This window comes from Uliginosibacterium paludis, assembly GCF_039631355.1.
GTDB classification, from domain to species: Bacteria; Pseudomonadota; Gammaproteobacteria; order Burkholderiales; family Rhodocyclaceae; genus Uliginosibacterium; species Uliginosibacterium paludis.
The window spans coordinates 85,635-109,642 of the sequence record NZ_JBDIVF010000001.1; the positions used below are offsets into that span (position 1 = coordinate 85,635).

General features: G+C 63.4%; 21 protein-coding genes and 1 tRNA gene. 13 read left to right on the top strand and 9 right to left on the bottom strand.

From position 1 onward, the window contains the following. The first annotated feature begins 17 nt into the window (after positions 1-17). From pgl to ABDB87_RS00395, 3 genes are all read left to right on the top strand, one after another. Positions 18-698: a 6-phosphogluconolactonase gene (gene pgl / locus ABDB87_RS00385; protein ID WP_345923056.1), complete on the top strand. Its 681-nt coding sequence runs from the start codon at positions 18-20 to the stop codon at positions 696-698. Continuing rightward, positions 679-1,650, top strand: a complete 972-nt coding sequence (locus tag ABDB87_RS00390) for a glucokinase (RefSeq protein ID WP_345923058.1) — start codon at positions 679-681, stop codon at positions 1,648-1,650. The genes pgl and ABDB87_RS00390 overlap by 20 nt, the downstream gene beginning before the upstream one ends. Positions 1,651-1,716: 66 nt before the next feature. Continuing rightward, positions 1,717-1,793: transfer RNA gene (locus ABDB87_RS00395), tRNA-Met, on the top strand. 335 nt (positions 1,794-2,128) lie between these two features. Here ABDB87_RS00395 and ABDB87_RS00400 read toward each other — a convergent pair. The 3 genes from ABDB87_RS00400 to ABDB87_RS00410 all read right to left on the bottom strand — a co-directional run bounded on the left by ABDB87_RS00400 (position 2,129) and on the right by ABDB87_RS00410 (position 5,512). Next, the gene (locus ABDB87_RS00400) at positions 2,129-3,952 is read right to left on the bottom strand and encodes a M24 family metallopeptidase (RefSeq protein WP_345923060.1); all 1,824 of its coding nucleotides are present in this window, start codon (positions 3,950-3,952) and stop codon (positions 2,129-2,131) included. Next, the gene (locus ABDB87_RS00405) at positions 3,952-4,917 is read right to left on the bottom strand and encodes a TonB-dependent receptor plug domain-containing protein (protein WP_345923062.1); all 966 of its coding nucleotides are present in this window, start codon (positions 4,915-4,917) and stop codon (positions 3,952-3,954) included. Before ABDB87_RS00405 ends, ABDB87_RS00400 begins: the two co-directional genes overlap by 1 nt. A 133-nt stretch (positions 4,918-5,050) precedes the next feature. Next, on the bottom strand, positions 5,051-5,512 hold the full coding sequence (locus tag ABDB87_RS00410; protein WP_345923064.1) for an Lrp/AsnC family transcriptional regulator: 462 nt from the start codon (positions 5,510-5,512) through the stop codon (positions 5,051-5,053). A gap of 137 nt (positions 5,513-5,649) precedes the next feature. Between ABDB87_RS00410 and metC the strand changes: the two genes are divergently transcribed. Next, entirely contained in the window at positions 5,650-6,879 is a 1,230-nt protein-coding gene (gene metC, locus ABDB87_RS00415; protein WP_345923065.1) for a cystathionine beta-lyase, read from the top strand. A gap of 308 nt (positions 6,880-7,187) precedes the next feature. On the opposite strand, the gene ABDB87_RS00420 is transcribed toward metC, so the two are convergent. After that, positions 7,188-9,302: a rhamnogalacturonan lyase family protein gene (locus tag ABDB87_RS00420; protein WP_345923066.1), complete on the bottom strand. Its 2,115-nt coding sequence runs from the start codon at positions 9,300-9,302 to the stop codon at positions 7,188-7,190. Positions 9,303-9,385: 83 nt separating this feature from the next. Beyond that, entirely contained in the window at positions 9,386-10,072 is a 687-nt protein-coding gene (locus tag ABDB87_RS00425) for a DUF6250 domain-containing protein (protein ID WP_345923068.1), read from the bottom strand. On the opposite strand from ABDB87_RS00425, the gene ABDB87_RS00430 reads away from it, so the two are divergent. The 8 genes from ABDB87_RS00430 to ABDB87_RS00460 all read left to right on the top strand — a co-directional run bounded on the left by ABDB87_RS00430 (position 10,050) and on the right by ABDB87_RS00460 (position 15,041). Beyond that, positions 10,050-10,421, top strand: coding sequence for a hypothetical protein (locus ABDB87_RS00430; protein WP_345923070.1), 372 nt, complete (start codon positions 10,050-10,052; stop codon positions 10,419-10,421). The genes ABDB87_RS00425 and ABDB87_RS00430 overlap by 23 nt on opposite strands. Positions 10,422-10,799: 378 nt before the next feature. Then, positions 10,800-11,162 carry a hypothetical protein gene (locus tag ABDB87_RS00435; RefSeq protein ID WP_345923072.1) on the top strand — a complete coding sequence of 121 codons (363 nt, stop codon included), beginning with the start codon at positions 10,800-10,802 and terminating at the stop codon, positions 11,160-11,162. 152 nt (positions 11,163-11,314) lie between these two features. After that, positions 11,315-11,647 (top strand): DUF6980 family protein, encoded by a 333-nt coding sequence (locus ABDB87_RS20545; RefSeq protein WP_428715118.1) that lies wholly within the window; start codon positions 11,315-11,317, stop codon positions 11,645-11,647. Positions 11,648-12,003: 356 nt separating this feature from the next. Next, complete coding sequence (locus ABDB87_RS00440) at positions 12,004-12,360, top strand: hypothetical protein (protein ID WP_345923074.1); 357 nt, start codon at positions 12,004-12,006, stop codon at positions 12,358-12,360. Between the two features lie 106 nt (positions 12,361-12,466). Further along, entirely contained in the window at positions 12,467-12,901 is a 435-nt protein-coding gene (locus tag ABDB87_RS00445; RefSeq protein ID WP_345923076.1) for a hypothetical protein, read from the top strand. Between the two features lie 71 nt (positions 12,902-12,972). Beyond that, a complete protein-coding gene (locus ABDB87_RS00450; protein WP_345923078.1) occupies positions 12,973-13,584 on the top strand; it encodes a hypothetical protein in 612 nt (203 codons plus the stop codon). Between the two features lie 145 nt (positions 13,585-13,729). Next, a complete protein-coding gene (locus tag ABDB87_RS00455; protein ID WP_345923079.1) occupies positions 13,730-14,251 on the top strand; it encodes a GNAT family N-acetyltransferase in 522 nt (173 codons plus the stop codon). Position 14,252: 1 nt separating this feature from the next. Next, positions 14,253-15,041 (top strand): hypothetical protein, encoded by a 789-nt coding sequence (locus ABDB87_RS00460; RefSeq protein WP_345923080.1) that lies wholly within the window; start codon positions 14,253-14,255, stop codon positions 15,039-15,041. A 159-nt stretch (positions 15,042-15,200) separates the two neighbouring features. On the opposite strand, the gene ABDB87_RS00465 is transcribed toward ABDB87_RS00460, so the two are convergent. Then, positions 15,201-17,621: an ExeM/NucH family extracellular endonuclease gene (locus ABDB87_RS00465; RefSeq protein WP_345923081.1), complete on the bottom strand. Its 2,421-nt coding sequence runs from the start codon at positions 17,619-17,621 to the stop codon at positions 15,201-15,203. A 49-nt stretch (positions 17,622-17,670) separates the two neighbouring features. Between ABDB87_RS00465 and ABDB87_RS00470 the strand changes: the two genes are divergently transcribed. Further along, a complete protein-coding gene (locus tag ABDB87_RS00470) occupies positions 17,671-17,946 on the top strand; it encodes a hypothetical protein (protein WP_345923083.1) in 276 nt (91 codons plus the stop codon). Between the two features lie 220 nt (positions 17,947-18,166). Here the strand turns inward: ABDB87_RS00470 and ABDB87_RS00475 are convergent, their stop codons facing one another. Genes ABDB87_RS00475 through ABDB87_RS00485 form a run of 3 tightly spaced genes read right to left on the bottom strand, consistent with a single transcriptional unit; the run spans position 18,167 to position 23,941 of the window. Further along, on the bottom strand, positions 18,167-20,935 hold the full coding sequence (locus ABDB87_RS00475; protein ID WP_345923085.1) for a S1/P1 nuclease: 2,769 nt from the start codon (positions 20,933-20,935) through the stop codon (positions 18,167-18,169). A gap of 14 nt (positions 20,936-20,949) precedes the next feature. Beyond that, entirely contained in the window at positions 20,950-21,597 is a 648-nt protein-coding gene (locus ABDB87_RS00480; protein WP_345923087.1) for a MotA/TolQ/ExbB proton channel family protein, read from the bottom strand. A 28-nt stretch (positions 21,598-21,625) separates the two neighbouring features. Continuing rightward, positions 21,626-23,941 (bottom strand): TonB-dependent receptor, encoded by a 2,316-nt coding sequence (locus ABDB87_RS00485; RefSeq protein ID WP_345923089.1) that lies wholly within the window; start codon positions 23,939-23,941, stop codon positions 21,626-21,628. Positions 23,942-24,008: the final 67 nt, after the last annotated feature.

Here is a 24,008-nt window from a genome sequence, read left to right on the forward strand (position 1 = left end):
AGCCTTCAGGTGAAGCAGTGACGATCGAACTGAACGCCTACCCCGACACCACCGCACTCGACCTGGCACTGGCCGGGCGTCTGGCGGAAACCCTCAACGAAGGACTCGCACTCAATGGCGAGGCAACATTCGCCGTTTCGGGTGGCCGGACCCCCGGCGGCTTTTTCCGCGCCCTGTCCCGCCATGAGCTTGACTGGTCACGCGTCACGGTGACACTTGCAGACGAGCGCTGCGTCGAGGAATCCGACCCATCGAGCAATGCGCGCAGCGTGCGCGAAAACCTGCTGCAAGGCTCGGCTTCGGCAGCCCGCTTCGTTCCGCTCCATATCCCCGGCGAAAATCGCGACACCATGATCGAACGGATCGGACGACTCCCCGCCCGTTTCGACGCCGTCGTGCTCGGCATGGGTGACGACGCACACACCGCATCGATCTTTCCTGACAGTCCTCAACGCGACGCGGCCCTGGCGCCGGATGCGCCGGACATACTGGCCGCCGAAGGCAAACCTCCCGTTCGCGAGCGGCTGACGCTGAGTGCACGCCGCCTGCTCGCCACCCGCATGCTGTTCATCCACATCACCGGCATCGGAAAATGGCAGGTGCTGGGTCAGGCCGCCGCTGCGCCTGGCGCTCAGCAACCGATCAGTTACTTCCTGAACCACCGGACCACTCCCGCCCATGTTTTCTGGACCCTCTGACACGTTTCCCCGCCTGCTGGGCGACTTCGGCGGCACCAACGCCCGCTTTGCGCTGATCAGGAGCCCCGGCGCCCCGATTTCCGACATCCGGAATTTCGCCTGCGCAGACTTTCCCGGCCCACAGGATGCCGCGATGCATTACCTGCAGGCGACCGGCGTTCGCCCGAAACGCGCAGCCGTGGGCATCGCCAATCCGGTCACCGGCGACTGGCTGCAGATGACCAACAACCACTGGGCATTCTCGGTGGAGGTCCTGAGACAGGCGCTCGGACTCGATCGCCTCATATTCATCAACGACTTCACCGCACTTGCGCTCTCGCTGCCTCATCTCGCGCCGGATGATCTGCGCAGCATCGGCGGCGGCACCGCGGTCACGGATGCAGCCATTGGCGTCATTGGTCCCGGAACCGGGCTGGGCGTTTCGGGCCTCGTTCCTTCAGCCTCGGGCTGGATCCCGCTGCAGGGAGAAGGCGGACACGTCAGTCTGTCCCCCCAGACACCCGAGGAAATGGCGGTTACCACCTTCCTGACGCAGGAGTTCGGCCATGTGTCGGCCGAACGAGTCCTCTCCGGCCCGGGTCTCACCAGTCTGCATCGCGCGCTTGGCAAGGTGAAAGAAAAGCCCGCAGAAGAGCTTGATGCCAGCCAGATCACTGAGGCCGCCATCTGCGGTCTCGACGCTCTGTGTGTCGAGACCGTCACCATGTTCTGCGCCCTGCTCGGCAGCACGGCTGGCAACCTGGCCCTCACACTCGGCGCGCGCGGCGGCGTTTTCATTGGCGGCGGCATCATTCCCCGACTCGGAAAGTTCTTCGACCAGAGCCCCTTCCGCGCACGCTTCGAAGCCAAGGGACGTTTCCAGAAATACCTCGCGAACATCCCCACAAAACTCATCATCGCAGCCAACCCGGCCTTGACAGGTGCCGCCGCAGCGCTGGATGCCCTACCGTGACACTCCGTATCAGTCAAAGTCGGATTGACAGACTCCGATAGAGCTGCCATACTTTCGCTTCTCTGACGCGGGGTGGAGCAGTCTGGCAGCTCGTCGGGCTCATAACCCGAAGGTCACAGGTTCAAATCCTGTCCCCGCAACCACATTTATTTCGCTTCCGGAGACGAGCCCGGGGGTCAGAGCAGGAATCGGGGAAAGGCCAGCAGACATGCTGGCCTTTTTTGTTTTCAGTTCCGGTTCTTGTCAGCTCCACCCAACACAACTCATTTCCCCTACAGGCTTCGGCGCTGGCACAGCATTGCATGACTGGCCTGCTGCATCCATCGATGCATGTGAAAAGCACGTCACGTTGTGCTGAAAGCGGCTCTTCAACCAAGCCGCTCTGCCGCAGTGAGTATCGCTGCAGCAGGCGCGTAGTCGAAAATGGACAAGGGCTTGCCAGACAGCGCAAGCCCTTGCTGTTTTGTCGCGCCGGGGATCAGAGGCTGCCGACTGGCGCGGTCCTGCGGCGCATCCACTCGCGCGCCTCGCCTCCCAGCAGCGGATCAAGGCGACGTCGCACTTCCTGGTGATAAGCGTCCAGCCAGGCGATTTCGTCTTCCTTCAGCAGCGTGGTGTCGATGCAACGCAAATCGATCGGGCAGAGGGTCAGCGTTTCGAAATGGAGGAAGCGGCCGAAGGCGGTGCTGCGGAACTCGCTTGCGAGCACGAGGTTTTCGATGCGTACGCCCCACAGGCCGGGCCGGTAAATGCCCGGCTCGATGGAGGTGATCATGCCTTCTTCGAGCGTGTTGTGCGGGCGCGGACGGGCGTGGCAGGCGATGCTTTGCGGGCCTTCGTGCACATGCAGGAAGCAGCCCACGCCATGGCCGGTACCGTGGCCGTAATCGACCCCCTCTGCCCACATCGGCGCCCGCGCGATGGCGTCGACCATCGGCGCGCCGATGCCGGCGGGAAAGGCGGCTCTGGAGAGGGCAATCATCGCGCGCAGCACCAGTGCGCAGTCGCGCTTCTGCTCGGCAGACACCTCGCCCACCGGCAGCATGCGGGTGATGTCCGTCGTCGCGCCCTGATACTGACCGCCGGAATCGAGCAGAAGCAGGCCGTTGCCCTCGATGCGCGCGGCCGTTGCCGGCTCGGCGCGGTAGTGGGGCAGCGCCGCGTTGGGGTTGAAGGCGGAAATGGTGCCGAAGCTTTCGCTGATGAATCCCGGATTCGCGGCTCGCTCGGCACGCACGCGCGCCACCACATCGAGTTCGCTGAGCTGACCGCTGCGATGCGCCTGGTCGAACCAGCTCATGAAGCGGCAAAGCGCCGCGCCGTCATGCGCCATGGCATCACGTACATGCGCCTGCTCGCAGGCATTCTTGCGGCATTTCATCAACACGACCGGACTCGTGGCTTCGACACGATTCACGCCTGCCGGGATCGCTTCGACCAGACGGGCCGCGCAGCGATCCGGGTCAATCAGCAGGCGCTCGCCTGGCTGCATGGCCGCAACTACTTCTGCTGCCCGCGCGGCGGGTTCGACCAGTACGCCGTCGAGCCGGAGGCTGTCGCGCAGCCCGGCGGGCAGCTTGGCTTCATCAATGAACAGGCGTGCCTGATGGGTGTCGACCTGTGCATGCGCGACGAATACGGGGTTGTAGGGCACGTCGTCGCCACGCAGGTTGAAGAGCCACGCGATATCGTCGAGACCTGACAGGAAGAGGCTGTCCGCTCCGGCTGCACTCAGGCGCTGACGCAAGCGCTCGAGTTTGGCCTGACGCGCCTCACCGGCATGGCTGACCGGCTGCTCGAAAACGAGGTTGGCAGGCAATGGCGGGCGCTGCTGCCACAGCGGGCCGGTCAGGTCGAGATCGGTACGCAGCGTGATGCCGCTGCGGACGAACGCTTCGCGCAGTCGCTTCGCTTCCGACCAGGCCAGCACCGCGCCATCCACCGCAACCTGATCTGCCTGGGCAAGGCGTGCAGCCAGCCAGTCTTCCATGGGCGGTGTGCCAGGCGCGCCCTGCTTCTGCAGACCGATGCCCGACCCAGCAAGCTGGCGCTCGGCCTGCTCCCAGTAGCGGCTATCCACCCACAGCCCGGCATCCGCCCCTGTCACGACAACCGTGCCGACCGAGCCATTGAAGCCGGACAGCCATTCACGCGTGGCCCAGTGGGCCGGCGGGTATTCCGACATGTGCGGGTCGGAGGAAGGAACGATCACGGCGGCCACGCCGGCGGCCTGCATGGCGGCACGCAACCGGGCAAGGCGCATGGAAGGGGAATCCTGGGTCTGTGCTGCATTCATCTGCATCAATGTGCTCCGGGTGAGTCGGTAACGAAGTCTATCTTGTTCAGGCCACCTCCCTGTACCGTGGACAGCACGACCCCCGACAGCACCTTGTCGCCATAACTGCCGTACTGCACGGTCAGCTCGCGCAGGGTTTCGGCCTGGGGCTTCTTGCTCACCACGTTCACCGCGCCGCCCAGCGCCCCCGGGTTAGATGCTCCACCGCTGGAGCCCGCGCCGGCCAGGATGGCCTGCGGCCCCTTGAGCACTTCGATTCGCTCCACACCTGCGATGTTGGTGTTCGCTGCTGCGGAGTTCGCCAGACCATTGCTCGTCACCGCCGTCTGGCCGTAGCCGCGGATCGAGTAGCTGGGCGTGCCCTGCGGGCTCTTGGTGTAGATCACGCCGGCCACCTGGCTGATCGCATCTTCCACCGACCGGGCCTGCTGCGCTTCGAGCACCTTGGCGGTCACCACCGTCACCGAGGCCGGCACATCCATCAGGTCAGTGTCGCTGCGGGTCGAAGTGCTGGTGCGGTCCACCTTGAAGCTGGTTTCGGCCTGGTCCCGCTCGGCCACCACGGTGATCGCCTTGAGGCTCGCGACCGGTGCGGCCTGCTCCGCAGCAGCCGGCGCTTGCAGCACCGACAGCGTGCCGTCTGCCTTGATCGAGAGGGCCAGCGCAGTCCCCCGGAGCGCGGAGCGCACGGCGTCTTCCGCGCTCAGTGAGCCCTTGACGGCCGCCGCCGTCACGGCGCGCACGACGGCCGGATCAAACACGATGGTGCGACCGGACTGCCGGCCGATCGCAAGCAAGGTCTGCTCCAGCGGTCCCTGCTCGATCGAATAGCTGATGCTTGCGGCGACAGTGCCGGCGCTTTGCGCCATCGCGCCAGCCGGCATCACCAGGAAGCTGCCTGCAACGGCAATCGACAAGGCCAGCACCAGGGGGCTGGGCCTGCCGGCAAACGGGGCTTTTTGCGCGTCCAAAATCCTTCTCCTGCGTCACGGTTCGTTTGTCATGAAGGCAATTCCTTCATGCCGTATGTGCAGCAGCGGAGAAAAAGTGACAGCCGGCGCAAGAGATTTTTCGGCAGGCGCGCATGCAGCGCCTGCCGTGCGCTTACTTCACATACTTGAGCGGCAGCTCGGTGGTGTATTTGATCTGCTCCATCGCGAAGGCCGAGTTCACGTCAGACAGGCCCGGCACCTGGATCAATCGCTTGTAGACGCCGTCATACGCCTCGATGTCGGGCACCACCACACGCATCAGGTAATCGGTATCGCCCGCCATGCGATAGACCTCCACCACTTCCGGGATCTCCGACACGATTTCATGAAAACGATCGATCCAGGCCTGGTTGTGCTGACTCGTGCTGACCGACACGAACACCGACACGCCCACATTGAGTTTCCGGCGATCCAGCACGGCCACCCGCCCGCGGATGTAGCCGCTCTCCTCAAGCTTCTGCACGCGACGCCAGCAGGCGGTAGAGCCAAGCGACACTTCCTCGGCCAGATCGTTGAGCGAAACCGAGCAATCCGCCTGAAGACGGGAGAGAATTGCGATATCAAACTTATCCATACTTCAAAATCTCGTTGTGCAAATTCATTACGGAATATTTTTCTACGAACAGGCTTCAATACAAAAAATTCAGGTAAAAATTTTCATCACCTCAGCGCTAGGCTATTCCTGGTCGTCCCCCAGCCCCCTGTGCCGCCATGAAATCCCCTGTCCCCAGCCTGCCCGACACCCTCCTCATCCGCACCGGCCGCGACCCCGGCAAGCAGTCGGGCTACGTCAATCCGCCGCTGTTTCGCGGCTCTACCATCATGGCCGAGAGCTACGAAGCCTGGGAGTCCGCCAAGAAGACCGACAACCCCTACGGCAACTACGGCCGCTTCGGCTCGCCCACGATCCGGGCCTTCGAGGAAGCCATCGCGCAGCTTGAGGGCGGCCATGCCTGCCAGGTGTTTCCGTCGGGTTTGTCGGCCTGTACCCACACCCTGCTGGCATTCCTGAAAGCAGGCGACCACCTGCTCATCACCGACAATGTCTATGGGCCCACACGCAGCTTTGCCGACGGGCAGCTCGCGCGCTTCGGCATTCAGGTGGAATATTTCGATCCGGCCATCGGCGCTGGCATCCATGCGCTGATGCGGCCACAGACCCGACTGGTTTTTCTCGAAGTTCCAGGCTCGCTGAGTTTCGAAATGGCCGACGTTCCGGCGATAGCCCGTGTCGCGCATGCGGCCGGAGCGCTGGTCGCCATCGACAACTCCTGGGCCTCTCCCCTCTACTTCAAGCCTTTTGCCCACGGCGCGGACATCTCGATCCAGGCCGCCACCAAATACATTCTCGGGCATTCGGATGCCCTTCTGGGCACTGTGACATGCAATGAGCATGCCTGGGAAATTTTCCTGCCGCGCGCACGACTTTTCGGAGAAACGGCAGGTCCGGAGGACGTCTACCTCGCCCTGCGCGGGCTGCGCACGCTCGGCGTGCGTCTGCGCCAGCACTGGCAGACCGGGCTGGCACTGGCGCAGGCCATGGCCGCCCATCCGGCAGTCAGCCGCGTCATGCACCCGGCATTGCCGCAAGACCCCGGTCACGCAGTCTGGAAGCGCGACTTCCTCGGCGCGAGTGGTCTTTTCTCCTTCGTGCTGGCCACTGAGAAGCAGGCAGTGCTGTCCGCCTTTTTCGGCGCCTTGAAGCATTTCGGCATCGGCCTCTCCTGGGGCGGATTCGAAAGCCTTGCATTGCCGGTGGGCAGGCCGCTGCGTACCGCCCGCCCGTGGGAGCACGCCGGCACGCTGATCCGCGTCCATGCCGGGCTGGAAGATGCGCAGGATCTGCTCGACGACATGCTCGCGGCGCTCGACATTGCCCATGCGCGCGGCGCCGGCATCGCCCCGAGCCGGCAGGCCGAGCCCGCCGGAGCCCTGCGCTGAACAGCGCGCCACTGCCAGGATGCCATCTCCACCGCGAGGCACACCCGGGCCACTTCGTCTCACGGCCCGGGCAGAAGAGAAATCACGCCTCCTGACCGGCAGGCGCGCGCGTCGCGAAACATTGCGCGAATCATCGCGCCAGGCCCACAGCAAGCGGATAGAAAACGTGGCTGGCATCGGCAGGCTGCCTCATGGAAACAGCCCCTCCACCACACCCGGCGGAGGGGCTTCTGCCGTTTGTGCAACCAGGTCAGCGAAGTGACAGCACGGCCCCACTCCGCACCCTCACCCGCTCGCGCCCCTCGTGCTCAGCGCCGGCTTCGTACACGCGGCACGGGCGGCTCGCTCATGCCGTAGCCGAGGTAGTAATCCACCAGGGTGGATTGCAGGTAGCCGCGCACCGTGAGGCTCAGCCGGTATTCCGGATTGTGGGCCAGCGTGTAGAAGCGCCGCGCGGACGAAAGCGGTGTGCTGTAGAGACGCAGTGCGGTGCGATCACTCGTCTCAAGCAGAATTTCCTCGCGCCAGTCGCCCAGCACGTCGCCATAGAAGGGCGGCGCCGCACGCCAGGAGAGGATCACACCGGTTGGGTCGAAGAGGTGCTGCACCGACTCGGTGGCCGGGTCCCACTTGCCGACATAGGCCGCGCCCTGCTGCGCGCCGTCGAGCAGCTCGGAACCTTCGTCGCCATCCCACCAGATGCGGAAATTCGCCCCCGGAGCCTTGTAGGTGAGCCGCTCGCCCTTCACATTGAAGAGGCCGGACGAAGGCAGCGCCGGATCGGTCAGACTGGTCCAGAACTCATAGCCCGGATGACGCGGATCGATGTCCGCCGCGGTGCCGCGCGCAACGTCGTAGGCCACCTCGGCCACATAGGGCGGATGCTGGCCAGTGATCAGCCGGGTACCGGAGGACGCGTCGTAGAAATACCAGGGGAACTTGCTCCAGACGCCCAGTTCGGACTGCTGGATGCCGAAGCCTTCCAGCCCGGCATGCGAGGGATCGAAGTCGCCGATGTGGAAGCGGTCGCCGTGGCCGACGCCATCGATCACGTAGCGCAACGTGCCGTCACTGTTGAGCGCGTAGTTGCCGCCGATGAACTCATCCTTGCCGTCGCCGTCCAGATCGACGACGCGGATCTGGTGGAAGCGTTCGGGGACGGTCGTGACCGCTTTCTCATTGTCGGCAAACCACTTCCAGCGGTTCGTCAGCGTCTTGCCATCGAAATCCCAGGCCGAGACCATGAAGTGGAAGATCCCCTTCTTGGCTGGCAGACCGCGGGTGGTGAGCTGCGTCACCAGGCTGGGATGCACGCCGTCGAGATAGGCAATGCCGAACTGTCCGCCCACTGGGCCGTGCTCCAGCAGATCGGTGATCGCCGTACGGGTCAGCTCCTTGCCGCTGCTGCCCTGGATCACCGAGATGAACTGATCGCTCGCGCCGGCCGAGCTGATCGTGCTGCCATCCGCGAAGCTCGTGCCGGTCGCTGTGCGCACCAGCACCTCGGCCTTGCCGTCACCATCCAGGTCGAATACCGTCAGCATATCGTCGTTGCGATAGCCGGCAATGTTGCCGTAGCCGCTGATCGAGGCCGGTGGCGAATCATTGGCCCCGATTCCCGCGGCCTGGGTGTAGGAATTCACGCCCATATCCACCCGCCACAGGAAGCGTCCCTCCAGCGTGTAGGCCTCCACATAGCAGGGCAGCCCGGCCTTGTCGTTATACGGCAGCCGCGAGATCACGAATTCGTAGCGACCGTCGCCGTCGAGATCGGCCGGCCAGGCATGCTGCACGTAATAGTCGGCCGGCACGCCGGTGGGCACCGCCTTGAGCGGAATCTCCAGATAGCCATTGGCGAGCTTCAGCGCGGACTTGCTGCCAGCCAGCACGCGGCGATCATCGAACACCGCACGCACGGTATAGACACCCTCGCCCGCGCTCTCGTCCAGATAGTTGGTGCGATCGGTGATCGGCGTGCTGTTGAGACGCTTTCCATCCTTGTACACATTGAAGGCCACCCGGCTGCCGTATTCGGTACCCAGCAGGCGCCAGGAGAGCAGCCAGCCGGAGCCCGAAGGCACCGCAATCAGGCCTCGGTCGAGCGCCTCGACGATGCGCGAGCCGGCATCGAGGTGCGTGGCATGCGTCGTTTCGGTCTCAACCGTATCGCTGTATACATAGGCGTCAGAGGAAGCCGCACTGGACGCCGCTGCGCTGGACGCAAGCGACGAGGAGGCCGAGGACGAAGCCGAGCTCGACGCGCGTGACGATGAAGCGGCGGACGCGGCTGAAGAGGCTGACGCGACTGAAGAGGCGCTCGCGGATGAAGCGCTGTCGGCAAGCTCACCGCCACCGCAGGCCGCAAGGAAGACCGTGAAACTCAAGGCCGCTGCGGCGGGCCTGAGCACAAAGGGGTTCTGCATGAAAGGAATCTCCGGGCAGGCATCGCCCTGCCCGCCGGTCTTTCACGGCAGGAACAGGGCAGACAGGAATGAAAGCTGCTGAACTAGAGCGCGCGGACCGAGAAGCCCGAAAGCTTCCAGTGGCTCACCGTGGTCCGGAAGCCGAACCAGCCGGAGAGCAGGGATGCGCTGTCGGCATGACTGAAGATCAGCACGCCATTGGCATACCAGCGCAGCGTGACCGGATCATCCGCGGTGGCGGCACGCGACACGATGCGCACCGCGACCGGCGAGTTCGCAGCGAGCGAAGTCGCAGTGGTCATGTCCCCCGCGGTGTCGTCTGCCGTGCGGCTCGCAGCCGTGGCGTAACCGGTGATCTGCGGCCGGGCATCGGTGCCGTCATACTTGCGCAGGCGCGTCGTACTGTTGCCGTTGGCGCCGAAGCCGACGTAATACAGCGTGAGCGGATTGTAGGACGCCAGCTTGCCGTCCAGCCCCAGTTGCGTTGGATCACCATCCGTGCGGGAAGGTGCTGTCGCGTTCCAGAACATGTTGAGGTCAGAAATGCGGTCGGTATAGCTTTTCGTTCCCACCGTCACGGTGTAGGGCACCGGTGTGGCGGTAAAACGGATTTCGTAATTGCCGGAGAACTTTTGCCGGAACCACAGCGTGGCGCCCGCGGGCTGCACGATGTCCAGCTCGCCATTGCTCACCGTGACCGTGCCGGCAGCGTTCTCCTGCTCGACCTTCCATTGGCTCAGACCGGCGGTGAAATCGTCAGAAGCCAGCACGGTCCCGGCGACCGGAGCCGTCGAAGAGGACGCCGCACTGCTGCTGGACGAAACCGCGCTGGCGCTGCTCGAAGCCAGGCTCGACGCGGCGGCAGAACTCGAGGACTGCGTGGCCGTCGACGAACGGCTTGAGGTGCTGGAGGCAACGCTCGACGCACTCGACGCAGTGGCGATTGAAGACGATGAAGCGGCCACGGCCGGCGCTGCTGAAGAAGGTGTCGTCACCTCTCCTTCTCCACCGCCGCATGCGGACAGGAGCCCGAGCAGCAAAACGGAAACGAGGGCCCCCGCCCTCACCGGCAGGGTGTTCTTTCTGGATGTGTGCATTGAATGTCCTTGGATGACTTGATGTCGCATGAGCCTCTGCGGGCTCACCGCATGGTCGGACGCGGGCGGCGGATTCCAAACGAACAATTCTTCAGAACGATATGCATAACGGATACCACGCCGGATCCTCGGCCATGGATACGACGGGTTCATCCGCCTCGCTGCGCAGGCCTCATGCATCGGCCACGGCCACCGAACGCGCCCCGGTCACCATCCATCCACACAGCCCCTGAGCCTGCTCTGCGTCCCGCAGCTTGCTCTGGCCTGAATATTTCCGGACACTCGCCCTGCGAGCGCCCGGACAGCCCGATCCACTCCTGCAAATGCTGCGAAACAACACCGAAAAACTCACGCTGTCACGCCATGACCGGGACAGCCCCTCCAGAGGCTTCTGCTTCCGATGAAACGCATCACCGAAAAGTGTTCGCAGAACGCAGCAGTCATCCTGTGCAGCTCAGCCCTGCTGCTGCCCTTTGCCTGCGAACTGCTGACCGACCTGCTTTATCAGGCGACCGCCATCCGCCTGCGGGACGGCGATGGCATCCTGCTTTTCCTGGGAACAGGTTTCACAGGCCTGCTCGGCTTCCTCCTGCTTCTGCCGGTACTCTACAGAGACTTCAAAACCGGCCGACGGCCTGCTCTTGTCTTTACGCTGCTGGCCTCCTCCCTCATCGCACTGTGCATTTCTGCCGTCATCCTGCTGACCATGGGACGGAATGCCTTCTGCGGCGGCCCGCTGAGCGAGTGCGGCCGCTGGATATGAACACCAATACTCCTGCCTTGTAATTTGACGTGTACCCGCGACAGACGCCGGGCTTTCAATCGACAGGATCGCCACTCCAGTCCATACCATCATGATCCGATACTGCTGTGACACCCTGACTTGATGGGCGAACCGCACATGCCGAAAGCATGATGATTTTCTCCTTTCCTGACCACCTCCTTGACTTCGACGCCCGATCGCACGTTTGCGGCGTGATCGTTCATGACGGCGGATCTGCGTTCGTCAGGATCGGGCTCTGCCCCGGGTGCGACATCAGGCTGAATAAGCCGGATTGCCCCCGCCACCTCATCCTCTGTTCCACCGGCACGCCGACACGCCCGGCCCTTGAGCGGCCTGCGCAGATGAAGTCAGCAGAACGCCCCCGGGCGATCTCCTGCGTGCGCGCCTGCGAGGACCACACCACCACAGCGCGGTTTCTGCGTCACCCCGATTTCGTTTCCTGCTCATTGCAAGCCGGCAGTTGAGCGGGCTCAGCCTTGCGAAACATTCCGGGCAGGCTGTCTCGTCGGTACAACGTGAAAATCCCGAAAAACACAAGACCGGATGCCGCATAAAAATTCCGGGGGAATGCAAGAATTCCGGCCCCGCTCATTCGCTTCCCCAGGCTGTTCCTCATGAGATTCACCCTTGCCATCGCGGCTGTTCTGGCCTCGGCTTCCCCACGCACGCGACATGCCCGGCACTCCCCGCAGAGCCTGCCTCTCTCAACACCCGGCCCGCATGGCAAGCATCCGTGCGCGCTGCTGAACGCTCCGGATGGCAGACAACGGGCCCAACCCCTGAACCCGGCAGACGGCCGGGTGGCCACGGGAGGCCGGGCATGAACTCGAAGCACCTGATCGGTCTCGCCGGCCTTGCAACGCTTGCGGCCTGCGGCGGGGGTGGCGGCGAGGCCGAAGGGTTTGACCTTCAGGACGCCGTCATGATTGCTGACGGCCGGTCGGTCAGCTATGCCCTGCCTCATACCGGTCGTTACTCCCTGCAACTGTCTGCCAGCACCCATGGCGTAATCGTTGAGTGGAAAAACAGCTACAGCTGCACAACGGCATCCGAAGCGGTGCGTTCGCTCTGGCAGACCTGTCTTTTCTCCCGGCCAGGAGAGCTGGTGATCACCAATCCGGACGCCGAGGATGCGCGCGGCACCGAGCTCGTCAGCCTCCGCATCACGGGCGGATAAACCGCGCCACAAGGCACGCGCAGGCGGGCTTGCCCTGACCTGCTGACTTCCGTCCGGTTCATGCTTACCATCAGGGCTCAAACAACCCCTCTCTGAGTGCTGCAGCATGGATCTCGATATCGGAGCCAGAAAACCCGTCGATGGCGGGCAGGTCTTCCTGGTGGGCCGCTGTGCCGTATCGGCAGAACCGCCCTTCGTGCTGCTCCATGACGCGGGCAAGCAGCGGCGATACAAGCGAAACATCAAGGGAAGGCCGGTCCCGGAGATTGTGGCGGCGCTGGGCAAGCATCTTTTCAGTGAAGTCCCGTATCCAGGCTGGGGAACGGTGTGGTTTCGCGTGGACCGGGTTCGCGCCGTCCGCGAACTCGACGCCGCCGAACTCGCCCACAGCTCATCCGGCTTCGGGTCCCTGGTGCTCTTCGTACATGACCCTGAACCGGCGGACGAGCATGCCGGCTTCATGCTGTTGGGCATTGAACGGAGACAGGCCTTGAAACTCATCGGCCTCGACGAAGGCTCTCATCCGGACGTGACAGCATGAATCCGCTCACAGAATGAGCGTGCGCCGCGCACGACGAAAATGCCGCACTTCACCTGAACTCCGGGCCTGCCATGTCCCCTGACTCGCTTCCCTCGATTCCCAGTATCCGTTTGCGCGCCCAATCGCTGGCGATGCTGGACGCGATCCTCTGCCCGGAGTGGCCATACCGCTACTACAGCTTCGACAGCCAGTGGGGCCCGGGAGAGGAAATGGCCTCGATGCGGAACGGCTCGGGGGACGACTGGTTCCTGCTGCTGGACCCGGCGGGCGCCACGCTCAAGGGCTTCGCCCACGAACTCGCCCATGATCCGGAACTGGCCCGGAGCATCCCGCTGCAGCTGCCGGCGGCTTTCTCATCCTTTCTGGCCGAGCCGGCATTCTCGATGGAGAACGCGAGCTTCTGCTTCTGGCGCGGAACGCACGACGCTGTCTGGCACAAGCTTGAGAGCACGATTGCGGAGGATGGCTCGGACGAGATGCTCGCGCTGCTGGCAAACGGCCCGGCAGCCTACAAGGCCTGGGCTGAAGACTACTATGAGCGTCCTGTTCCACTGGACGCCGTGACTGCGGTGTTTGCACATCAGCCTCTCACCGGGACGCTGATTCTCGCGCTCAACCCGGAGGCCGATGTGACGCAGGTGCATGCCGAGACCGAAGGGATAGCCTACCCCTCCGCCCTCTGACTCCCGGGCCAGCGGGAGGCATCCTGCCAGACCGTTTTTGCCGCGCCAGGGCAACTTTTTCGGGGCGTGCGGCGCTGATGCCGGAATCAGGCATTTCGTGCAGACTGCAGCCTGTCTGCAAGAGACCCAAGGAGCCCACCGAAACATGCCGGAAGCCGAATTTCTGACCCACCGCCTGCTGGTTCGCCGCTGGAATGACGACGACATAGACGCGCTGCATGAGGTCTATGGTGACGAAGACGCGATGCGCTGGGTAGGCGACGGTCATGCCATCTCGCGTGACGACTGCGTTCGCTGGCTGGCGGTGACGCGCAACAACTACCTCAAGCGCGGCTACGGCATGTTTGCCATAGAGTTGCGCGCGCAGCCGGGCGTCATCGGTTTCTGCGGCATCGTTCATCCCGATGGGCAGATCGAGCCCGAGGTGAAATACGCGCTCCGACGCTCGCACTGGGGCCAGGGTTTTGCCACCGAAGCGGTGCGTGGCCTGATCGACCACGCACACCGCAGGCTCGGCATCGATTTTCTCATCGCCACGATTGCACCGGCGAATCTCGCTTCGCACCGGGTTCTGCTCAAGGCCGGCATGCGTTGTGGCGACTTGCTCCAGGATCCGGACGGCACGCAGACCAGAGCATTCCATTGGCAAGCCGGCGCCGGAGACTGAAATGGGAACATGGGGAACCGGACTGTATTCGGACGACACCGCGTGCGATGTGCGCAACGATTACATTGAGCAGCTGAAATCCGGACGCTCCAGCGAGGAAGCGACTGAAGCGATCCTTGCAAGGTTTGCGGATCTGATCGGTGACAGGCAGCTTGAATGCCTGGTCATCCTGCCGCTGGCGGACACCCAGTGGCAATACGGCAGACTGCAGCCCCCCATCAGGGATCGCGCCCTGACGCTGATCCGGAACGGTGCGGATCTGGCGCACTGGGCAGCGGATGCGCCGTCCGCCGTACCGGCCAGAAAGCAGGCGCTCAAACGGCTCGAAGCCCGGCTACACAGCACGCCGCCCGCGCCCAAGCCCCTCGAGCTGCGCGTGCCGCGCGAGCGCCCGAAGAAAATCCGCATGACAGCCGGGATCGGCACGGTCTTTCTGCTGCCGGTCAGCGAAAGCCTGAACCTGCCGCTGGTGCTGCTCGCCTACCGCGAGCTCGAGAAAAGCGTCGAACCGATCTTCTGCGTGTTCCCCATGCCGGTCTTGCCCGGCACACCACTCCCGGCCGATGCTTTTGACAGCGCGCCGCTCGCGCTCGACTCGGGCGCCGGCCCCGCTTCCGTATTCGGCGCCTTTCCCAAGGATGAGCGAAGCAATCCCTGGAAGTCGCTCGCGGTGCTGGGCATGGCGACAGACATCCGCTTGCCTGCGGTACCGGATGCTCCGGTCTTCTACAGTTTTGGCGGCATGATCAGCCGCATCCTGAGTGCATTCCAGGCCAGGTCAGCAAGCTGAGCACTCAAGCCATGTGGTGTCCCGCGGCAACGAGGCGCCGGGCAAGGGACGCCACGCGCCCTGAAAAGGCAAAAAGGCACCGGAGTGCCTTTCTGCTTTCCTGCATGCGGCGCACGCGGAGCCAGGGGCCCTCTTCCCCGGCTCCGCATGGCACGCGCTTCAGCGGCTTCCCAGTCCGCTGAAGGTGTCGACGTCATAGACGTCCCACTCGGTTGCAACATCCCAGCTGGTGCCAGGGATGCTGCCTTGCGTAATGCCGCTTTTTCGGCGCAGGGTCTTGTTCAGCGTGCTGACCGTACCGCTGACCCATTCCGTACCCGGGTCCGTGCCGACGACGCCGATGCCATCGATCGTGCTGCCGTTCTTCTCCAGGGTCACGGCGTCGTCGCCGTTGAAATTGACCACCGTGCTGTTGCTGATCGCCGTTGCCGGGAATCCAGTGAACGCTGTGGTGAAGCTGGAATGCCGTATGACAAGGGTCTCACCCGCGCCGAGCGTGCCACTGAGCGCAAGACTGCCGGTCGAGGTGGCCGAGCCATTGGCATAGATCTTCACGGTGTAGGCGGACAGATCAACGCTCGTCGACAGCGGGTTGTAGATCTCCAGCGCCTTGTTGTTGCTGGTGCCTTCGATGTATTCGCTGAAGAAGAGCTCAGGGCCGCTGACGCTACCGCCACTGCTCGAGGCCGTGACCTTGATCGTGCTGCTGCGCGTGGCTGGCAAGCCCGAGCCGGTCAGCGTGAGCGTAATGGTGTAGGTGCCCGGACTCGCATAGGTGTGGCTGGCCGAACCTGCGGCAAGCGCCAGCGACTCGCTGTTGCCATCACCCCAGCTCACCGTGAGTGCCGTGCCATTGCTGACGAGGAGATTGGTGATGCTGACCGAGGTGCCCACGGTCGCGGCAGTCGGCACGTTGGCCGAAAGGGTTGCAACGCTGACGGCGGCATCGGCATTCAGGTTCAGCCCGACCACAACCGGATCATGATCAGAGCCCCGATAAGGCGTTTCGGTATAGAGATCGGGATTCTTGTTCGCGGTGGTGTAGTCGATGATCTCCGGCTCCTCCGAGTTGATGTGCCACACCGTGATACCGCTGACCTGGCTCTTCAGCAGGCTGCTGGCGAAGGCGTGATCCAGCGCACCGGTTTCACCATCGAACTGGTAGCTGTTGCGCTGGTTGGCCGGGAGCCTGCGCAGCAGGGCTTCGTAGCCGGCGCTCTCCAGCACCTTGAGCGGATCTTCGTCAATGTAGGCATTGAAGTCCCCCATCATCAGCACGTCGCTCTCGCCCGAAGCGCTCACCAGCCCGGCCACCCAGTCACGCAGGGCCTTGGCCTGGGTCGTGCGGGAAGCGTTCCAGCAGCCCTGTCCATATTCCGCATCGGCGCTGGAGCTGCTGCTCGGGCAGGAGCCCTTGCTCTTGAGGTGATTGGCGACCATCCAGAATCCACCGCCGTTGGCGACAGACGCGAAGCGCTGCGCAATCGACGGGCGCATGCCACCGGATACCGCGAAGTTGGTATCGGTGATGATCTGCGGGTTGCCCACGGTCTTCACCTTTGCCGGCTTGTAGAGCATGGCCTGGATGATTTCGTCGGTCCCGGCAATGCCGACATCGACATAGCTGTAGGTGCCTGCGCCAACCTTCTCGTTCAGCGCGGTCACAAGATTCGCGAGCGTCACGCCGGCATCGTTCTGGGTTTCGATCAGGTTGATGACATCCGCATCGATCGCCGCGATGGCCGCGACCAGCTTCTTGCGCTGACGCGCGAAGTCCGTCGCGGTGGAGGCACCGCGTGAGCCAAGCGTGGTGAAGAAGTTCTCCACGTTGTAGTGCGCAACCTTAAGCGAACCTCCCACGGAGGCCGGGGCCGCAGTGCGGGGATTGGCGTCGACAAAGCTGACCGTGCCGACAGGATGGAAGCGCCAGGCATTGGCACTCCAGGTCAGCGGGCCGCTGACGCCGGTAAGGGTGTCCCCCACCCTGCGCGTGCCACTGGCCGAAGACAGGTAGCTCTTGATCGGCGTGACACTCATGTTCGGATAGGACTTGGTGCTGCCGTCGTCCAGAATGATGCGGTTGAGCGCATTGGCCGCCACCACCGCAGCGGGTGTCATCGAAGGATGGTTGTAGGGCTCCCACAGCCGGCCGTTCGAGAGACCGATCGAGCCATAGTGGCCGAAATCGGAAACATCCGTCACCGTCAGCGTCTGCTCGAATCGGACCAGCATGCCTTCATAGGCCTCAAGCGCCTCCGCACTGGCCAGGGGCAGCGTCAGGGTGGTGGGGGTCACGGAAAGCCCGGATCCGCACACGCTGATCGCGCTGACCTCAGAAAGCTCGGTCAGCGTTCGCGTGTCCCCGGTGCCCTTGTACTCGGCGACCTTGCCCGCCACCTGCACATAATCCCCCACGGCCACCTTGACGGTGGCGTTCTGCGCGTAAATGAACAAACCTTCCGAAGTCAGCGGATCGGCATCCGCGACCGGCTGCTGGATGAAGAAACCGTTCAATTGCGTATTGCTGCTGTCTTCTGCGTTCCCCTGGAAGGCACCGGTCACGATGCCACGCACGGTCACGAGCTGACCGGCAAGCGGGCTGGTATCCGTCGTGCCCTGAATCGAAGTGATGGACTGCAGCGGATTGGTCAGTGCGCTGATGCAGCTTGGCAGCGTGACGCTGCTGGACGCACTGGAGGTGCTGGAAGCACTGGCCGCACTGGAGCCGCTGGATGTGCTCGATGCGCTCGAAGTGCCGGATGCCGTCGAACTGCCTGTGCCGCTTGAGCTGCCGGAGCTCCCGGCGCTCGTGGAATCGGCGCCTTCGCCACCGCCGCCACAGGCCGTCAGGGCCAGCAGTGCAAGGCACAGCAAACTGGTGCGCCCCCGGGCGCGCTTTGTCTGATCTCTGTATGTCATGGTCATTCTCTGTCTGGATGAGGAATGGACTGGCGTGCAGCCAGTTGCGGTTCTGACAAACGAATCGAGGCTCGGCGGCCCCTCTGATCAACAAATCCGGCGCGCAGGAATCCTCACGCGGTGAAAGACACCGCGCGGATCAGGACGCTGGACTGGATGAGGGCTTTGCTGCGGCTGCCGGTCGGGAAACCGGCAGCCTGTACTGCTCAGGGCTGTCTGCTGGCGCGCGGAACCGGGTCCGGCGAGAAGATGGCCTGATCTGAATCGAGACTGGGCTTGAGGTAATCAAGCAGGGCATCGATATCCTGCCCGGCCGAAACCCGCTCGGTACCGTCACGGAATACGAGGAATCCGTCGCCGCCTTCGGAGAGGAAGTTGTTGACCACCACCCGGTACTTCGCGGCCGGATCAATCGGGCTGCCATTGAGGCTGATCGCACTCACCCGTTCGCCCGCCGGAGCAGAATCCTTCCAGACATAGGTGAAGCCTTTCGAGGGCTGCAGGAAGCGCGGCGAATTCATGCCGGCTGTCATCTGCTGCTCCAGCACCGCCTTGATCTGGGCGCCGGTGAGTGTCATCACGACCAGGGTGTTGCCGAAAGGCTGGGTCGAGAACACCTGACCATAGCCCACCGCACAGGGCGACGCACCCTTGCATTCGAGATCGGCACGAATGCCTCCGTCATTAAGGAAGGCAATCACCGCACCACCCTTGTCAGCGGGGCTGGCTGCCACCAGCTGTGCGTCGGAGATCAGGCGGCCGATGCTGCTGTCGGAGCGCGTATCGCCACGCTTGAAATCTGCCGTGATGCGCGCCACGGTCTTGCCGGCCTTGGGTGCGACCGCTGCCACATAGGACGCCACCTGTCCGGCGATCACCGCATCGGGCTGGCTGGCCAGGATGACCGGGCTGTAAGCGGGCGGCAGCAGGCGCGCGACCTGCAGGCGCTGCAGCTTGCTGGTGCGCTCGCTCACCACCGGCAGATTGATGCTGGTGCTGCGCTGACGATCCACATCCTGCGTGCGCGGATCAAGCACCAGATCCACGACCGACACGCCGCGGCCGTAGTTCGTGGCCTGGATCACCACACGGCCATCGATCAGGCAGCGGTAACCCTTGTGAGTGTGGGCAGAGAAGACGACGTCCACATCCGGGCTCAGGCGCTTGTTGATGTCGAAGATCTCGCCTCGTGCGTCCGGGCAGCGGGTGTCGTTCCAGTCGGCAGGCTTCGCTTCCGATCCGGTATCGCCTCCTTCGTGAATCATCGCCACAATGGCTTTCACGCCGCGCTTCCTGAGCACGGCGGCCGCCTTGTTGATCGTCTCGGCTTCGTCATCGAAGCGCAGGCCGGCAATCGAGCTCTTGACCACCACATTCGGCACGTCACGCGTCACCACGCCAACGAACGCGACCGGAATGCCCTTCACGCGCTTGATGGTCCAGCTCGCGAATACCGGCTTGCCGTTGTCCGCCTGGATCACGTTGCCGCCGAGCAGCGGGAAATGCATCCCGGTGTAGCGACCGTCGGCACAGGTGGCGGCAACGTCATTGGGTCGGGTCGCGGCACAGCCGCCCTTCTCCAGACGCTTGATTTCGGCCAGACCGGCATCGAACTCATGATTGCCGACAATGCCGACATCCACACCGATGCGGTTCATCACCTCGACGGTGCTCTCGTGACGGAAGAGCGTGGAAGGCAAGGGTGAGGCACCGAAGAGATCGCCCCCCGAGAGGACAAGACTGTTGGCAGCCCCCTTGCGCAATTCGTGGATCATGCCGGAGAGCGCGGCAGCGCCACCCACCGGCAGACGGAAGCGCTGCTCGGGGATGACCTGGTCGATCCACGACAGGGTGAGGTCTCCGCCTTCGAGATTGCCGTGAAAATCATTGAAGGCGATCAGGCGCAACGGCACGCCGGCCTTTGCCGACTTGACCGGATCAGGCCAGACAGCCTTGATGGCTTGCGCCAGACGCGCGCCGGCCAGTGCAAGCTCTGCCTGCTTGTATTGCTCGGCCCGCTTGAAGTAGGCATCGTTCATGCCGACGGCATCCCAGTTCGGCACCGAGGGACCACTTTCCTGAGGTGCGCGCGGGGTGTAGCTCAGGCCGGCATAAGCCGTCTTGCCGGTTTCAACGACCTCGCTGGCCCACTGCTGGGCCCAGCCCGAAACATCGCCGGGGCTCACCGCAACCTGGCGCGCACGCGCTAGCGTTTCAGCGAAAGACTCGCCACCGTTTTCCAGCCGCTTGGGGATGCTGTCCCAGTAGGCGTGCAAACGTTTGCCGCCGTCATAAATCTTGTTGCCACCGGCGGAGTCGGTCAGCGGATCGATGCCGCCTGCGTCCGGGTCCACCGGCTTGCCCTGCGCATCCAGGTAAATGGATTCGATGTGCAGCGGCTGGTGCAGATCGCCCACATAATGCGCGAGCAGCATCAGTGCCTCGCGCTTGTCGGCAATCGAGAAAGGTGCGGGCGGCTTGCCGCCCTTGAGCTTGGTGATCATGGCGCTGATGGCATGCACCACGTCATGATCGTTCGCGCCGGCAAAATGCGCGTCGTAATGGTCGCGCTGCGGCGCGATATCGGCATAGTGGTACTGACTGTGACACCACTCGTTGCCCTCTGCGCTGCCGCATTGCGTCCAGTTGGCCTTCACGAAAGCGATGATGCGTGCCTCTTCCTCCCGCGTGCTGAAAGGCATGCATTCGGCAAAGCGCTGCGGGTTGGTCTGATAGCTGAAATTCACGCCATCCTTCGAAGTCGTGCCCTTCACGCAATCCGCCCAGACCGCCACGGTCTCGAGCGTCATCCCGCCCAGGGTCTTCTTCACCATCTCGCCGGCGTGGCTGCCTTCGAGCAGGCGGTCGGCAATGGCGCCCACCGCCTGGTGGCCGGCCGAACTCCAGGCCAGCACGACCCCCGGGAACAGGGCCAGCGTCATGACACCGGCAACCTGCAGCATTTTCGCTTTCATCGCTTTCTCCACGTTCAGGCTGCAGCAGCCTGGGGTTGGATGCGTGCGGGCTCGCGACCGCCCCGGACGCCCGAGCCTTCACCTGCCACCGCACCGGCCTGATCCAGCGCCATGACCTTGAGCTGCTCGTTGATACGCTCCACGCGTTCACTGAAGTAGTTGTGGAACACGAGGCAGACCACGGCGATCCCGATACCTGCCGCGGTCGCGAACAGTGCGGTGCCGATCCCCTGGCTCACCGCCTGCGGATCGGACACGCCCTGGGAAGCCAGCGCGTTGAAGGTGTCGATGATGCCCAGGATGGTACCGAGCAGGCCGAGCAACGGCGAGAGCGTGATGGTGGTATCCACCATCCACAGCAGGCGCTTCACCCCGGCTTGCTGGGTGAGGTAGAGCGCCTGCACCTTGCTCTCGAAGGCATCCTTCTCGAGCCCCTTGAGCGCAAGCATGCCACCGATCAGGCGGGCATGCGGACAGGACGAACCCTTGGTTTCCTTGAGAACGGCCTGTTCGTCACCCTTGGCCAGCAGGCCGAGCAGACGCTTGCGCGAGCGCTCGATGTAGCTGTAGTAGATGAAGCGCTCGATGATCACTGCCACTGCAACGAGCAGCAGCACGACCATGAAGCCCAGAACGATTTCGTGCAGTAGATTGAAGTTCATGATGCTTGGTTCCTGATGAATCGGTGACTCAGTAATCGACCTGGAAGGTCACGCTGGCAAAGCGCGGAGCACCTGCATAAACGTAGGTGCTGCCGGTCGTGGAGGAAATCTGGACGCTGGAACCGCTGCCCAGGCTGGTGACCCAGTACTTCTGGTTGGTCAGGTTGCTGACGTTGAAGCGCAGGATCGGGTTCTTGAAGTAGCCTTCGACGTTGTTGGCGATCTTCCAGGCCGCGTTGAAGTCGAGCAGGGTGTAACCCTTCACTTCAGCGTCATTGACCATGGTCAGGAAGCGCTTGCCGGTGTACTTCGCCGTCAGGTTCAGCAGGACCGGGCCGGTGACGTACTGCACGGAGGCTGAAGCCATGTGCTTGGGCGTGTCCGGGAACTGCTTGCCTGCGGTGGCGTAGTAGCTGGTGGCGCTGGCCAGCATGTTGTCATTGATGGTCGACTTCGTGTAGCTCAGCGAGCCGTAGAAACTCAGGCCGTTCCAGGGCGAAGTGCCACCCTCGAGCTCGACGCCCTTGACGGTGGAATCCCCCACGTTCCAGTCGTGCGTGATGCCTTCGACCGGATCCCAGCTCGAAGCGATGCGGTTCTTGTAGTCCATGTAGAAGACCGTCGCCGAAGCCTTGTACCAGTCACCCGAGAAGCGCGTACCCATCTCGTAGTTGGTGGTGGTTTCCTGCTTCACGCTGAGCGGTGCGGTCTTGGTCGCGTTGATGGCCAGGTTGCCGTAGTCGAAGTTGCCCGGCGTCTTGAAGTTGCGGGTCACGCTCGCAAAGCCCTGGGTCCGGTCGGTGAACTTGAAGGAACCCGACAGGCCCGGCAGGAACTGGCGATAGCTCTCCTGGATGCGGTAGTAGTAGTTGCCGGAGTAGGAGCCCGAGTAGCCGAGGTTCGGGTAGTTCTGGAAGTCACGGCGTACTTCGCGCCAGCTCAGCGAGGGGGTGATCTGCAGGCGGCTGTTCATCAGGTCGATGGTGTCCTGCGCGAACACGCTGTGTGCATTGGTGATGGTCTTCCAGTCACGGCCCTGTGCAGGCGTGCCATCGGCCATGTTGTAGAGATTGGCCTCGATCCAGGGATCGAAGGTGCCGGAAGCATCCAGCTTGGTGTAAGGCTGAGTCTGACGGTGACGTGCACGCTCGGCCCAGACGCCGTACATGATCTGGTGATTGTCCAGCGTATGGGTCACCTTCGTCGTGATGCCGGGGCGATTGGTTTCGGTCACGCTGCTGCGCACGCCATAAACCGTGTCGAGCCGGTCACCGTCGCCGTTGAGGTCGCCAATGCCGCCATGGACGAGCGTGCTGGCCGAAGCGCTGGTAGAGGTGCTGCTGGTGCCTTCCTTGAGGGAATACAGGCCGGTCGAACCACCGTAGCCCCACCAGTAATACGGCTCGATGTCGAGGCGGGTTGTCGAGGTGAGCTGGAGGTTGGCCTTCGGGGTGATCAGGAAGTTCTCGAAGGGGTTGCGTGCGGTGTCGTAGTAGTTGGAGCTGGGCGTCGTGCCGCTGGCGAACTGGGTGTAGCCGTAGTCATACTTGTAGCCGGTGGTGTTCCACACGGCCGGCGTCTGGCTCATGTAGTTGTGGTTCATCATCCAGTTGTACATGAAACCGCTGCTGAGCTTGGAGCCCTTGCCCAGATCGTATTCAGCCTTGGCGTCGATGTGCTCGCGCTGTGCTTCACCCTCGCCCTTCCACTTGTCGGCAGCGGTGGTGGAGTAGGAGATGAAGCCCTTGAAATCGCCGATCTTGCCGGTGTCATAGCGCATGAAGGTGCGGCGATAGTCGAGCTGGCCAAGCGACTGGGATACGCGGAAGCGGCGCTTGTCTTCGGCGCCGCATGACGACATGCCGATGTTGCCGCCGGAGGCGCCCACGTGCGGTGCTTCGTTGTCGGTACCGCCCTGGGTCACGAAGAGTTCGCAGGTATTCTCGTTGTCGGTGAACTCCTGCGGATAGACCGCGAAGCTGCCCGAATCATTGACCGGCGCGCCGTCGATGGTGAAACCCATCTGGTCACTGTTGAAGCCGCGTACGCGCAGCGAGCCCCCCCACATGCCGGTGCCGTCGATCGACATCGCATTCACGCCCGGCAGCAGGTTCAGACTCTGGAAAGCATTGGCAGTCGGCCGCGACTTTTCCAGCTGTGAGCGGGTCACCGTGCTCTTGCCCTTGGGCGTGTCCTCATCGACCAGCAGGCCGGTGCCGAGCTTGTCGCCCTCGCCGGTCACGGTCACCTTGCCTGCGTCAGTGGATTCCTGTGCGTAGAGCTGTCCTGCCGCGAGGAAGGTAATGACCGCAAGGCTCAGGGGTTTCAGTTTGAATGTCCGCATGATTGGCTGCCTTCAATAGATGTGGGAGCTGATGGGTTGGGTGGTTGGGTGTGTTGAACGATTCGTA

What these genes read in the sequence shown, in the direction of transcription:
- ABDB87_RS00390 (WP_345923058.1), top strand. Translation starts at nt 679, where the DNA reads ATGTTTTCTGGACCCTCTGACACGTTTCCCCGCCTGCTGGGCGACTTC.
- ABDB87_RS00400 (WP_345923060.1), bottom strand. Translation starts at nt 3,952, where the DNA reads ATGCAGATGAATGCAGCACAGACCCAGGATTCCCCTTCCATGCGCCTT.
- ABDB87_RS00410 (WP_345923064.1), bottom strand. Translation starts at nt 5,512, where the DNA reads ATGGATAAGTTTGATATCGCAATTCTCTCCCGTCTTCAGGCGGATTGC.
- metC (WP_345923065.1), top strand. Translation starts at nt 5,650, where the DNA reads ATGAAATCCCCTGTCCCCAGCCTGCCCGACACCCTCCTCATCCGCACC.
- ABDB87_RS00420 (WP_345923066.1), bottom strand. Translation starts at nt 9,302, where the DNA reads ATGCAGAACCCCTTTGTGCTCAGGCCCGCCGCAGCGGCCTTGAGTTTC.
- ABDB87_RS00435 (WP_345923072.1), top strand. Translation starts at nt 10,800, where the DNA reads ATGAAACGCATCACCGAAAAGTGTTCGCAGAACGCAGCAGTCATCCTG.
- ABDB87_RS20545 (WP_428715118.1), top strand. Translation starts at nt 11,315, where the DNA reads ATGATTTTCTCCTTTCCTGACCACCTCCTTGACTTCGACGCCCGATCG.
- ABDB87_RS00440 (WP_345923074.1), top strand. Translation starts at nt 12,004, where the DNA reads ATGAACTCGAAGCACCTGATCGGTCTCGCCGGCCTTGCAACGCTTGCG.
- ABDB87_RS00445 (WP_345923076.1), top strand. Translation starts at nt 12,467, where the DNA reads ATGGATCTCGATATCGGAGCCAGAAAACCCGTCGATGGCGGGCAGGTC.
- ABDB87_RS00450 (WP_345923078.1), top strand. Translation starts at nt 12,973, where the DNA reads ATGTCCCCTGACTCGCTTCCCTCGATTCCCAGTATCCGTTTGCGCGCC.
- ABDB87_RS00455 (WP_345923079.1), top strand. Translation starts at nt 13,730, where the DNA reads ATGCCGGAAGCCGAATTTCTGACCCACCGCCTGCTGGTTCGCCGCTGG.
- ABDB87_RS00460 (WP_345923080.1), top strand. Translation starts at nt 14,253, where the DNA reads ATGGGAACATGGGGAACCGGACTGTATTCGGACGACACCGCGTGCGAT.
- ABDB87_RS00470 (WP_345923083.1), top strand. Translation starts at nt 17,671, where the DNA reads ATGGACTGCAGCGGATTGGTCAGTGCGCTGATGCAGCTTGGCAGCGTG.
- ABDB87_RS00475 (WP_345923085.1), bottom strand. Translation starts at nt 20,935, where the DNA reads ATGAAAGCGAAAATGCTGCAGGTTGCCGGTGTCATGACGCTGGCCCTG.
- ABDB87_RS00480 (WP_345923087.1), bottom strand. Translation starts at nt 21,597, where the DNA reads ATGAACTTCAATCTACTGCACGAAATCGTTCTGGGCTTCATGGTCGTG.
- ABDB87_RS00485 (WP_345923089.1), bottom strand. Translation starts at nt 23,941, where the DNA reads ATGCGGACATTCAAACTGAAACCCCTGAGCCTTGCGGTCATTACCTTC.